This window comes from Kitasatospora sp. NBC_01246 (assembly GCF_036226505.1).
GTDB lineage: Bacteria > Actinomycetota > Actinomycetes > Streptomycetales > Streptomycetaceae > Kitasatospora.
In genome coordinates this window covers 1363412-1375055 of record NZ_CP108484.1, presented here as the reverse complement: position 1 = coordinate 1375055, position 11644 = coordinate 1363412, and the positions used below count along the sequence as shown (strand labels likewise).

14 protein-coding genes are annotated in these 11644 nt (G+C 74.7%); 10 read left to right on the top strand and 4 right to left on the bottom strand.

The genetic code is table 11. From position 1 onward, the window contains the following. Positions 1 to 34 precede the first annotated feature (34 nt). Positions 35 to 946, top strand: coding sequence for a LysR family transcriptional regulator (locus OG618_RS06210; protein WP_329486199.1), 912 nt, complete (start codon positions 35 to 37; stop codon positions 944 to 946). 83 nt (positions 947 to 1029) lie between these two features. Here OG618_RS06210 and OG618_RS06205 read toward each other — a convergent pair whose 3' ends face one another. The 3 genes from OG618_RS06205 to OG618_RS06195 form a co-directional block, all read right to left on the bottom strand. Then, positions 1030 to 1425, bottom strand: coding sequence for a CBS domain-containing protein (locus OG618_RS06205; protein ID WP_329486198.1), 396 nt, complete (start codon positions 1423 to 1425; stop codon positions 1030 to 1032). Between the two features lie 145 nt (positions 1426 to 1570). Continuing rightward, positions 1571 to 3232 carry a DEAD/DEAH box helicase gene (locus OG618_RS06200; RefSeq protein ID WP_329486197.1) on the bottom strand — a complete coding sequence of 554 codons (1662 nt, stop codon included), beginning with the start codon at positions 3230 to 3232 and terminating at the stop codon, positions 1571 to 1573. 359 nt (positions 3233 to 3591) lie between these two features. Then, a complete protein-coding gene (locus tag OG618_RS06195) occupies positions 3592 to 3795 on the bottom strand; it encodes a cold-shock protein (RefSeq protein ID WP_030918248.1) in 204 nt (67 codons plus the stop codon). Between the two features lie 514 nt (positions 3796 to 4309). On the opposite strand from OG618_RS06195, the gene OG618_RS06190 reads away from it, so the two are divergent. Then, positions 4310 to 4537: a hypothetical protein gene (locus OG618_RS06190; protein ID WP_329486196.1), complete on the top strand. Its 228-nt coding sequence runs from the start codon at positions 4310 to 4312 to the stop codon at positions 4535 to 4537. A 204-nt stretch (positions 4538 to 4741) separates the two neighbouring features. Here OG618_RS06190 and OG618_RS06185 read toward each other — a convergent pair whose 3' ends face one another. Continuing rightward, complete coding sequence (locus OG618_RS06185; RefSeq protein WP_329486195.1) at positions 4742 to 5296, bottom strand: GNAT family N-acetyltransferase; 555 nt, start codon at positions 5294 to 5296, stop codon at positions 4742 to 4744. A 220-nt stretch (positions 5297 to 5516) separates the two neighbouring features. Between OG618_RS06185 and OG618_RS06180 the strand changes: the two genes are divergently transcribed. The 8 genes from OG618_RS06180 to OG618_RS06145 all read left to right on the top strand — a co-directional run bounded on the left by OG618_RS06180 (position 5517) and on the right by OG618_RS06145 (position 11028). Continuing rightward, positions 5517 to 5786: a hypothetical protein gene (locus tag OG618_RS06180; protein WP_329486194.1), complete on the top strand. Its 270-nt coding sequence runs from the start codon at positions 5517 to 5519 to the stop codon at positions 5784 to 5786. Between the two features lie 87 nt (positions 5787 to 5873). Then, positions 5874 to 6581, top strand: a complete 708-nt coding sequence (locus OG618_RS06175) for an alpha/beta fold hydrolase (RefSeq protein ID WP_329486193.1) — start codon at positions 5874 to 5876, stop codon at positions 6579 to 6581. Positions 6582 to 6607: 26 nt separating this feature from the next. Beyond that, positions 6608 to 6892, top strand: coding sequence for a hypothetical protein (locus tag OG618_RS06170; protein ID WP_329486191.1), 285 nt, complete (start codon positions 6608 to 6610; stop codon positions 6890 to 6892). A 156-nt stretch (positions 6893 to 7048) separates the two neighbouring features. Further along, the gene (locus OG618_RS06165) at positions 7049 to 7996 is read left to right on the top strand and encodes a Gfo/Idh/MocA family protein (RefSeq protein WP_329486190.1); all 948 of its coding nucleotides are present in this window, start codon (positions 7049 to 7051) and stop codon (positions 7994 to 7996) included. 70 nt (positions 7997 to 8066) lie between these two features. Further along, the gene (locus OG618_RS06160) at positions 8067 to 8765 is read left to right on the top strand and encodes a hypothetical protein (protein WP_329486188.1); all 699 of its coding nucleotides are present in this window, start codon (positions 8067 to 8069) and stop codon (positions 8763 to 8765) included. Between the two features lie 136 nt (positions 8766 to 8901). Then, positions 8902 to 9099 (top strand): hypothetical protein, encoded by a 198-nt coding sequence (locus OG618_RS06155; protein ID WP_329486187.1) that lies wholly within the window; start codon positions 8902 to 8904, stop codon positions 9097 to 9099. Between the two features lie 188 nt (positions 9100 to 9287). Then, positions 9288 to 10031 (top strand): GNAT family N-acetyltransferase, encoded by a 744-nt coding sequence (locus tag OG618_RS06150; RefSeq protein WP_329486186.1) that lies wholly within the window; start codon positions 9288 to 9290, stop codon positions 10029 to 10031. Positions 10032 to 10116: 85 nt separating this feature from the next. Beyond that, positions 10117 to 11028, top strand: a complete 912-nt coding sequence (locus OG618_RS06145) for a glutathione S-transferase C-terminal domain-containing protein (RefSeq protein WP_329486185.1) — start codon at positions 10117 to 10119, stop codon at positions 11026 to 11028. Positions 11029 to 11644 lie beyond the last annotated feature (616 nt).

Here is an 11644-nt window from a genome sequence, read left to right as displayed (position 1 = left end):
CCGGCACCCCGCGGCACGCTGGCAGAATTGGCGTGTGATCGACGCACGACGGCTGCGGACCCTGCGGGCCGTGGCGGACCACCGCACGGTGACCGCCGCGGCGGCCGCCCTCTACCTCACCCCCTCGGCGGTGTCCCAGCAGCTGGCCGCGCTGGAGCAGGAGACCGGCCACCACCTGCTCGCCCGCGAGGGCCGGGGGGTGCGGCTCACCGCCGCCGGGGAGATCCTGCTCGGCCACGCCGACGCCGTCCTCGCCCAGCTGGAACGGGCCGAGGCCGATCTCGCCGCCTACAGCGCCGGTGTGGCCGGTGAGGTCACCGTGGCCTCCTTCGCCACCGGGATCTCCCTGGTGCTGGCGCCCGCCATCGGGACCCTCGCCGCCCGGGCGCCCGGCGTCCGCCTCAAGGTGCTGGACGCGGAGGGCGACGCCAGCCTGCCGATGGTCCTGGAGGGGCGGGCCGACCTGGCCGTGGCCGTCGAGTACCGGGGGGCGCCGCGGGCCGACGACGCCCGGCTCACCCGGGTGCCGCTGTACGCCGAACCGTTCGAGGCGGTGCTGCCGCTCGGCCATCCGCTGGCCGCCGGGGAGGGGCCGATCGCCGTCGCGGACCTGGCCGCCGAGCCGTGGATCGGGCCCTACCCGGGCAATCCCTGCCACGACGTGGTGCTGCTGGCCTGCGAGCACGCCGGGTTCCAGCCGCGTCTGGTGCACTCCTCGGACGACTTCCGCGCCGTCGTGGCGCTGGCCTCGGCCGGTGCGGGGGTGGCGCTGGTGCCCCGGTCCGCCCTGCTCGGGGTGGATCTCGGACGGGTCGCGGTGCGGCCGGTGGACAGCGCGCTCGCCACCCGCCGGGTCTTCGCCGCCGTCCGGGCCGGCGCCGACGGCCACCCGTTGATCCGCCCGGTGCTGGAGGCCCTCACCGAGGTGGCCGCCGCCACCGGCTGACCGCGCCCGGGGCGGCGGCCCCGGAAACCACCGGGACCCCGCCTCCCCCGGTGGGCCGGGGGAGGCGGGGTCCCGGGTGGGACTCAGATGCTGAGCAGACCGATGACGTGCCCGTCGTCGTCCACGACCGGCCAGGTGTCCAGACCGCGGGCGCGCATGGTGGCCGTTGCGGTGGCGGCCGGCATCCCGGCGGTGGCGAACGGCGCGCGGTCGTGCTTCACCGCCCGCACCGGGGTGCGCTCGGTGTACCAGGAGCGGGCCCGGAACGGCGCGAGGTGCAGACGGGTCAGCAGCCCGGCGCAGCGGCCCTCCTCGTCGCGGACCAGGGCGTGCGGGGCGCCGGAGCTGAGCAGGATGTCCAGCGCGGTGTCGACCATGACGTCGTCACTGATCTGCAGCTCGGGTCGGGTCATCACGTCCCCGACCGTGGTCAGGGCGTCGGCGGCGAAGTCGGCGGGGTGTTCGAGGGCCATGGTCATGGGGCTCCTTCGGGTCGGTCCACCGGTGACGGCGGCGATCAGGGAGGTGCTCGACGGTGCTGCCGCGGTTGGGCCCGGCCCGCGGGTGTCCGGCCGGATCCGGCCGGTCCCGCCGACGCGCGGCGGGACCGACCGGACGCGGGGCCTACGCGGCCAGGTCGACGCGCCGCGGCCCGCCACGGCGGGCGCCGCCGGTGCCGCCGCCCTGGCCGCGGCCGCCGGTGCCGCCGCCCTGGCCACGGCCGCCGGTGCCGCCGCCCTGGCCGCGGCCGCCGGTGCCGCCGCCCTGCTGGCCGCGGCCGGCCGAGGTGGGGCGGCTGCGGCGGTTGCGACCGCCCGAGGCGCTGCGCCGGGGCCGCTCGACCACGGGGTCGGCGATCACCACGGGCACGCCGGTGGGCACGCGGGCGCCGGTGATGCGGGCCAGCTCATCGTCGGTGGAGTGGACCCGGGTGGACTCGGGGGTGATGCCGGCGGTGGCCATCATCCGGGCCGTCTCGCGGCGCTGGTTGGGCAGGACGAGCGTCACGACGGTGCCGGACTCGCCCGCCCGGGCGGTGCGGCCGCCGCGGTGCAGGTAGTCCTTGTGGTCGGTCGGCGGGTCCAGGTTGACGACCAGGTCGAGGCCGTCGACGTGGATGCCGCGGGCCGCGACGTTGGTCGCGATCAGCGCGGTGACCTGGCCGTTGCGGAACTGCTGGAGGGTGCGGGTGCGCTGGGGCTGGGACTTCCCGCCGTGCAGCGCGGCCGCCTTCACCCCGCTGGCGAGCAGCTCGTCCACCAGCCGGTCGGCGCCGTGCTTGGTGTCGGTGAACATGATCACGCCGCCCTCGCGCGAGGCGATGTGGGCGATCGTGGCGTTCTTGTCGCCGTTCTGCACGTGCAGGACGTGGTGCTCCATGGTGCTGACCGCCCCGGCGGACGGGTCCACCGAGTGGGTGACCGGGTCCTTGAGGAACCGGCGCACCAGGCGGTCGACGTTGCGGTCCAGGGTGGCGGAGAACAGCATCGTCTGGCTGTCGGCCTCGACCTGGTCGAGCAGCTCGATGACCTGCGGCAGGAAGCCCATGTCGGCCATCTGGTCGGCCTCGTCGAGGACGGTGATCCCGACGCTGTCGAGCCGGCAGGCGCCGCGCTGGATCAGGTCCTTGAGGCGGCCGGGAGTGGCCACGACGACCTCCGCCCCCCGGCCCAGGATCTGGGCCTGGCGGCCGATCGAGACCCCGCCGACCACGGTGGCGAGCCGCAGCCGCACCGAGTGGGCGTAGGGGGTGAGCGCCTCGGTGACCTGCTGCGCGAGCTCACGGGTGGGCACCAGGACGAGAGCCAGCGGCCGGCCCGGCTCGGCCTGCCGGCCGGCGATGCGGGCCAGCAGCGCGAGGCCGAAGGCGATGGTCTTGCCGGAGCCGGTCCGGCCGCGGCCGAGGACGTCCCGGCCCGCCAGCGAGTTCGGCAGCGTCGCGGCCTGGATCGGGAACGGCGAGGTGACGCCCTGGCGGGTGAGCGTCGAGAGCAGGGCCTTCGGCATGTCGAGCTGGTCGAAGGTCTCGACGGCCGGCAGGGCCGGGGTGGTGCTGACCGGCATCGCGAACTCGCCCTGTACGGAGGAGCTCTGGCGCCGCCTCGGACCGCCGCCCGAACGGGAGCCGTACGAGGAGCCACCACCGCCGGAACGCGAGCCGTAGGAGCCGCCGCCACCCGAGCGGGAGCCGTACGAGGAACCGCCCCCGCCGGAACGGGAGCCGTAGGAGCCGCCGCCGGAGCGGGACTCGGAATTCTGGTACGAGGAGCGACTGGAGCGATTCATCTGGAGACCTTCCTCAAGGTGGCACGTCACGAGGAAGGCTCCGCGCCCACGGGTAATCCGGGCGGAGGCTGCAAGGAACGGGCCGGAACTGGCGGAGCGTGGACGGTGAAACCGTGCGGCACGTCACCTACGGTCGGCGCTCACCGCGCGGGCGGGAGCGAAGAACCTCGAACCGTGAGTCATCACGGCGGGGCGCCGACCCGGACGCGGCGCGGAGCAGCTCGCGTGGGGAAGGCCGCCGGTGGCGGAGCCGGGAATGAAGCCCGGGCAGCGGTGGGTCCTGCGAAAAGCCGAGGGGCCCGCACCAGGCATGAACGCGGTGCGGGCCCCTCGCTGCCGGGCGGGTGCCGTGGCAGAAACTACAGCGGACGAATGTTCTCGGCCTGCGGGCCCTTCTGGCCCTGCGTGACGTCGAACTCGACCTTCTGGCCCTCGAGCAGCTCACGGAAGCCGTTGGCGTTGATGTTCGAGTAGTGGGCGAAGACGTCGGGGCCGCCACCCTCCTGCTCGATGAAGCCGAAGCCCTTTTCCGCGTTGAACCACTTCACAGTGCCATTAGCCATAAAGAAATCTCCTTCAAGGGGCTGTCCGGAGCTCGCACGGTGCGTGCTCCGAGATGCCGCGATGATGACCCACCCGGGGAAGAGCCGGGAAACAGAAATGCGCCTGCGAGACCTCAGCAGGCCCACACAAAGTTCATGGGAACCACTACTGCAACTCATTCGACTCTAGCAGGCCGGGGGTCTCCGTGGTGCAGGGATTCACCCCCGGCGGCTCCGCGGCCCCGCCCGGGGCCGGCTGTCGCGGCGGCGGAAGCAGCGCCAACCGGTCGGCCGCCCGGCGGAGTTGGCGTCCCGGTGCGCGGGGCCGGCCGGGCCTGCGAATCGCTCGAAAGAGCGGCGGGCACAGGTGTGCTGCCCGCCCCCGCCGACGCGGTTCGCGCCGGTGGCAGACCGTCCGCGGCCGCGAAATTCCGTCGGCGCGGTGGTGAACCGCACCATACGGATTCCGGTTATGTGCGAATTCGAGACCTTCCGGAGGGCCCACTGGGGCGAGTTCCGGCGCATACTGGGGGAGATGACGAAATCAGCAGCAGTCCGGCGTACTCTGCCCACCAGCCCCTTCAAGGCCCGGGTCGAAGCTCCTCTCAAACGGTTCGCCGTCGGCGACAGGGTCACCCACGACACGTACGGCCTCGGCCGGGCCATCGCCGTCGAGGGTGGCGGTGACATCGCGGTACTGGTCGACTTCGGTTCACGGCAGGAACGGATCACCCAGCCGTACACCGCCATGTTCAAGCTCTGATCCACGGTTCGACCTCCACCCGGGGCGCCCCGGGGCCGTGCGGCCCCGGGGGCGCGGTGCTGTCCCGCCGCACCGGCCCGGCACCCGTGCCGCCGTGGAGTTCCGGCGGCCGGCCCGTCCGTCTGCCCTAGCGGCGCCGGGCACTCCCCCCGTGCTCCGGCCGCGCTGTCTCTGCCGCCCCGGTCGCCCGTCCGGTGCGGCCGGTCACAGCCCTGTCCGCGCCCGGGTCAGCCGCCAGACCTTGTCCACCCCGGTCTGCGCGGGCGCCAGGCGCTCGGCGGGCCGGCAGAGGTGCTCGGCGAAGCCGAGGCGCGCCGGTACGGCGCCGCTCGCCCGGTTCGCCGGGTCGTGGACGATCTCGACGTGGTCGACGCCGGGCAGCAGGAACGCCTCGTCGACCAGTGCCCGGACGGCTCTGGTGGCCAGGCCGCGGCCGGTGGCGGCGGGGTGCAGCCAGTAGCCGATCTCCAGGCCGTCGCCCGGCAGGCCCTCGCGGCGGAACAGCTGGCAGGCGCCGACGATGCCCCGCTCCGTCACCATCGCGTAGGTGAACGCGGCGCCGCTCTCCCACTGCTCGGCGCGGCCGGCCAGGAAGGCACGGGTGGCGTCGGGGCTGTGCGTGGCGACCCAGGGCATCCACGGGCGGAGGTGCTCCAGGGACTCCTCGATCACCCGGAAGAGCTCGGGAAGGTCCGCCTCGCCGTCGAAGCGGCGCAGCGTGAGGTCGTCCAGCGTGATCGACTCGGGCGGAGTGGTCATGCCGAGAGCCTCGCCCACGAGCCGTCCCGGTCACAACCGGATTCTCCCGTCGGGGAGGCCCGGAGCGGGGGCGGAGTGAGGCCGACTCGCGGACGACCGTGCGCAAGCCCAGCACGTTCCGGGTGGCGGGCACCTGGCCGGGCTCGTTCACCGACCGGGCGACCAGGGCGGCGAGTTCCTCCCCGCCCGGCCGGGCCGGATGGCCGGTGGTCGGCCCGGCATGATCGTCTTCTCCGTGGTCAACGGACTGGCCTTCGGCTGGTTCACGGCCGTCGACACCGCGCCGGTCACCATGGTGCTGCCCAAGGCGGAGGACGCCGCCCGGGACATGGGCGGGCTCGACATCGCCAACCCCTGTCCGCGGACCCTGGTGCCCTTCGTCGCCTCCGTCGTGCCCGGCCTCGGCGGCCGCACCCCGCTGTTCCTGCTCGGCGCGGCCCTCGCCGGGCTCGGCGCCCTCGCGCTGAAGCCGGTCCGCGGTGTTCGCTGAGTACGCCGGCACCTCCGGCACACCCACGACGTTCACCCGACCGAGTACGTCCGCCCACCCGAGCGTTCCCAGAGAGGTTTCCATCTCGTGAAGTTGCACACCCAGGAGTGGGGTTCCGGCGACCGCATCGCCCTGCTGGTGCACGGCATCATGTCCGACCACCGCACCTGGCGGCGGGTCGGCCCGGCCCTGGCCGGGCGCGGGTACCGCGTCATCGCCGTCGACCAGCGCGGCCACGGCCGGAGCCCGCGCGGTACCGGCGGGAGCCCGCAGGAGCGGTACGCCCTGGAGGCCTACGCCGAGGACCTCGTCGAGACGCTGCCGGCCGGCGCGGAGCTGGCCGTCGGCCACTCGCTCGGCGGCATCAGCCTGCTGGGCGCGGTGGAGCGGCTGAAGCCGGCCCGCGCCGTGTACGTCGACCCGGCCTGGCAGTTCGGCCGGATCGAGGGCGCCGACCCGCGGATGTTCGTGGAGTTCCGGCACGCCACCCGGGAGCAGATCGCCGGGTTCAACCCCCGCTGGGAGGCCGCCGACGTGGACGTCGAACTCGCCACCCTCGCGGCCTGGGACGAGGAGTCCGCGCTCGCCCTGTCCGGCCAGGAGTGCGGCTTGCCGGCCGCACCGGCCGTGCCCTCGCTGGTGCTCCTGGCCGACCGGAGCTTCCTGGTGAACGCCGAGGACGCCGAACTGCTGCGCGCCCGGGGCTTCGAGGTGCGCACCGTGCCCGGCGCCGGCCACACCGTCCACCGGGACGATCACGACGGTTTCCTGGCCGCGCTCGACGGCTGGATCTGAACCATGACGAGGACGAGGAGTTCGCCGTGACCGCCGACGCCAGGCGCGCGGCCGCCGTCGAGGCCGCCCTCGCGCGACTGGACCTCACCGCCGAGGCCGCCCTGCTGAGCGGGGCCGACCTGTGGTCGCTGCCCGCCGGCGAGGCGGTCGGCCTCGGCCGGCGGACCGCCCGGGTGAGCACCCCGCCCCGGGCGGTGCGGACCCGGGACACCGCCGCGCGCGCCTGGGCGGCCCGGCCCGGCGGGTCCACCGTCTCGGCCGGCCGCCACATGGCGGAGCGCACGCTGACGCGGGCGCTCGACGTCGACTGAGCGGGGGACGGTGGGGCCCCGACCGGTGGCCGGGGCCCCACCGCGCCGGCACCGCCGCACCCGTCCGCCGGGTGCGCCGGGCCACCCCGCCGGCCGCCGGGGGAGCGGCGAGTAGGGTGGGCCGGGCCGATGATCGTCCGGACCACTGGAGCACCGATGAGCCTGACCTCCGCCCCCGACGCTCTCCTCCCCGTCGGGGTGATCGGGCTCGGCGACATCGCCCAGAAGGCCTACCTCCCGGTCCTCGGCACGCTGCCCGGCCTCGACCTGCGCCTGATGACCCGGGACCGGGCCAAGCTGGACCGGATCGGCGAGGCCCACCGGATCGCGCCCGAGCACCGGTTCACCGACCTCGGCGCGCTGATCGGCAGCGGCATCCGGGCCGCCTTCGTGCACGCCGCCACCGACCAGCACGTCCCGATCGTCGAGCAGTTGCTGACGGCCGGGGTCGACGTCTACGTGGACAAGCCGCTCGACCAGACCCTGGACGGGTCCCGCCGGCTGGTCGACCTCGCCGACCGCACGGGCCGCTCGCTGATGGTCGGTTTCAACCGCCGCTACGCGCCCGGCTACGTGCAGGCGAAGGAGCGGCCGCGCGACCTGATCGTCCTGCAGAAGAACCGCGAGGGCCTGCCCGAGGCGCCCCGCTCGATGGTCTTCGACGACTTCATCCACGTGGTGGACCTGCTGCGCTTCCTGGCGCCCGGTGAGATCGAGCAGGTCGACGTCCGCTCCCGGGTGCGCGACGGCCTCGTCGAGCACGTCGTCCTCACCCTCTCCGGTGAGGGCTTCACCGCCCTGGGCATCATGAACCGCGTCTCCGGCTCCACCGAGGAGATCCTCCAGGTCTCCGGCGGGGACTCCAAGCGCGAGGTCCACAACCTCGCCGACGTGATCGACCACCGCGGCCAGCCCACGATCCGCCGTCGCGGCGACTGGGTCCCGGTGGCCCGCCAGCGCGGCATCGAGCAGGTCGTCCTCGCCTTCCTCGACGCCGTCCGGACCGGAAAGACGATCGACGCCCACGACGCCCTGCGCACCCATGAGCTCTGCGAGCTGATCGTCGGGCGCCTGGAGGGAACGGCGACGGCCGCCACCCGGTAGGAGCCGCCCCGCCCCGGCCCTGGCTGGTGAGCCTGCGGCCGCGATCCGGGCCGCGAGGTGACAATGGGGCATGCCCTCCAGCCCCCACCCGACGGATCCGCGGCGGGTGACGCCGGACCGGGCCGCGGTGAACGGCGAGCACTGGTGGCCGGTGGTGCTGGCGGTCGCGGTCGTCGCGATGCTCCACGTGACGCTGCCGGCCCGCTACCGGGTCGACCCCGCCTGGGTGCTGCCGGTCGCCGTGGGCTCGTTGCTGGCGGTGCTGATCATCGGCGACCCGGGCCGGATCGACCGGCAGAAGGCCTGGCTCCGGCTCGTCACCCAGCTGCTGATCGGCGCCATCACGGTGGCCAACGTGTTCGCGGGCGTCCATCTGGTGGTGGACATCCTGACCGACAACAAGCTGTTCGCGAACAACGCCGTCGGGCTGCTGGCGACCGGCGGCGTGGTCTGGGTGACGAACGTGGTGGCCTTCGCGCTCTGGTACTGGAGCCTGGACCGCGGCGGCGCCGCCGCCCGCGCCCACCGGCCCTTCGCGAACCCGGCGTTCGTGTTCCCCGAGATGCAGTACCCGGACCACGCGCCGGCCGCCTGGGTGCCGCGGTTCGCCGACTACCTGACGCTCTCGTTCTGGACCGCCACGGCCTTCAGCCCCACCGACGTCTCGGCGGTCAGACGCTGGGCCAAGCTGCTGATGATGGCGCAGGCGGCGACCTCCCTCGCGCTGGGCGCCCTGGTCGTCGCCCGGGCGATCAACATCCTGCAGTGAACGCGCTGTGAGCACGGTGCGACGGCACTGTTTCGGCCCGGCGTCGGCGTCCGGCGATTCGGGATTGCCCCTGGTCCCGGGCCGGTCGAGCGGTACTGTGGACCTTCACGGTTGCCGGACGCGAAACGGACGGGCGATGCACGCACGCCAACTGCGGGGCGGGCGGGTGGTCTTCGGACACCCGCTGCGGCCGCGCGCGGCGTTCCGCCCGCAGGCCGGAGCCCACGCGGCCGCCGGCACCCGGACCCCCGGCACCCGGACCGGTGGTGCCCGGCTGGTGCGGCGCCGCTGGATCGACGGGGTCGGCTCCCCGACCGGCCTCTGTCGCCCGTAACCGCTCGTAACCGCCCGTAACCGCCCGTCGTCACGCGTGCCCGGCGCCCCGTTACGCCCGGCAGCCCCGCTCCGCCGTGGCCCGTCCCGGCTGCCCGGCCCCCGGCAGCCGCCCGAGGTCCTGCCCCCGGTCGGCGACGCCCCGGGCCGAAGCGACCGAGAAGACCGAGATCGAGGAACGGCTCCCGCATGCCCCAGTACCCCGTGCTCATCCCCGACGACGCCCCGGACACCGCCGAGCGGCGCCACCCCCTGGACAACCCGGCCCGCGCCGCCCTGCTCGGCCCGCACGCCCACCTGGCCGAGCGAAGCGGCGAGGTGCTGCGCTACCCGGCCGACGTGTCGCCGTTCGTCGCCCTCCCCGACCGGCCCGACCGGGAGACCTGGCGGGACGTCGCGGCGCTGTACGGCCCGGGCGCCGTCGTCGCCGCCACCGGCTCCCCGGACGCCGTACCGGCCGACTGGGAGATCCTGCTGCGGGGCCGGGGAGTCCAGCTGGTGGACGACGGCGTCCGGGCCCGGCCCGACGAGGAGGCCGTCCGGCTGGGCCCCGCCGACGTACCGGAGATGCTGGCGCTGGTGGAGCACGCCCGGCCCGGCCCGTTCCTGCCCCGGACCATCGAACTCGGCGGCTACCTGGGCATCCGCCGCGGCGGCGCGCTGGTCGCGATGGCGGGGGAGCGCCTGCGCCCGCCGGGCTGGACCGAGATCAGCGCCGTCTGCACGGCCGAGTCCCACCGGGGCCGGGGGCTCGGCTCCCGGCTGGTCCGGGCGGTCGCGGCCGGGATCCGTGAGCGGGGCGACACGCCGTTCCTGCACACCTCCGCCGAGAACACCACCGCGATCCGGCTCTACGAGTCGCTGGGGTTCCGGCTGCGCCGGCACGTCACCTTCCTGGGCCTGCGGACGCCCGGCGGGGGCCCGGGCGCGTGACGAATCCCCGGCGCCCCGCCTCCGCACCGAGACCACCCGCCGAGCCGCACCGTTCCACCTTTCCGAGGAGTCCGAGGAGTTCGATGTGAGTCAGAACGTGCCCTACGCCAGCCCCGCCGACACCGCCGTCCACGGCGAGTACCGGATCACCAGGGCTCCCGGCGACGAGCGCCCGCTGTACCGCTTCACCGGGCGGATCACCGCCGACGGGAGCAGCGGCTTCGCCGCCGAGCCCGGCCGCTACCACATCTACGCCGGCTGGTTCTGCCCCTGGGCGCAGCGCACCACCATCCAGCGCGCTCTCAACGGGCTGGAGGACGTCGTCTCGGTGTCCTACGTCGACGGCCGCCGTGACGGCCGCGGCTGGGCCTTCCGGGAGACCTACGGGCCGGACCCGGTGAACGGGTTCACCCTGCTGCGCGACGCGTACGAGCGGACCGAGCCCGGTTTCGACGGGCACATCTCGGTGCCGACGCTCTGGGACCGCCGGACCGGTCGGGTGGTCAGCAACGACTTCCGGACCATAGGCATCGACCTGGCGACCCAGTTCGGCCGGTGGAGCAACGGCGCCGACACCTACCCGGAGGACCTCCGGGCCGAGATCGACGCGCTGGACGCCCGGCTGGGCCCGGCCGTGAACCACGGCGCGGGCGCGGCGGCCGGCACCGGGGACGTCGCGCTCGCGGCCCGCGCCCTGCTGCTGGAGACCTTCGCGGAGCTGGACGCCCGGCTGGCCACCAGCCGCTACCTGCTGGGCGACCGGCTGACCGAGGCCGATGTGCGGCTCTGGGTGACGCTGGTGCGCTACGACGTCGGGCCCAACCACGCGCGCGCGGTGAACCCCGGTCTGGCCGCGTACCCGCACCTGTGGGCCTACGCCCGCGATCTCTACCAGCGGAAGCCGTTCACCGGCACCACGGACTTCGCCGCCTTCACCGAGCCGGGCGCGAGCGTCCCGGACTGGCACGCCCCGGTGGAGCGTCCGCTTCCCGCCTGAGTCCGGCGGCCCGGGGCCGCGGACCCGAACGGCCGGTGCCCCGGGAACCATTCCCGGGGCACCGGCCGTTCCATCTGTGGTGGGCGCCGCTGACCAGGGCGCCGACCGGTCGCGGAGGCGCGGCGGCGGCGCCCTGACGGGCCGTCGGTCGACCTCCGGACGTCCGCCCGGTAGCGGTACGTGGATATGACATGTACGCTGCGTATCGCTGGTTGTACAGCATGCGGGCCTGGCCGCCGCTCCGTGGGGGGAGTCACGTCCAGGCCCGGTCGCCGGCCGGGGCCTCGGTTGCGCTCGTGGGGGAGCTTCAACCGGGGCCCTTCGGCGGGCTACTGACGGTATGCCCGCTCGGGGCCTGGTTCAGTCATGTCAAATTCGCCGGCGCCGCCCCGATGCCGGGGCGCGGCCGCCCGGACGGCCTCCGGCCCGCTCCGTACCGCCTCCCGCGCCGCCCTCCATGCCGCCCGCAGGGTGACCGCCCGGCTGCTCCGAACGGCCCTCCCGGCTTGCGCTCCGTCCGGGTGCTCGCCCGGCCCTGCGGACCGGCGGGCTGCCGCAACCGCTGCTATGACTGGTTTGAGCCTTTTTGTCCGGCTCCCAGTTCCGAGGAGGCATC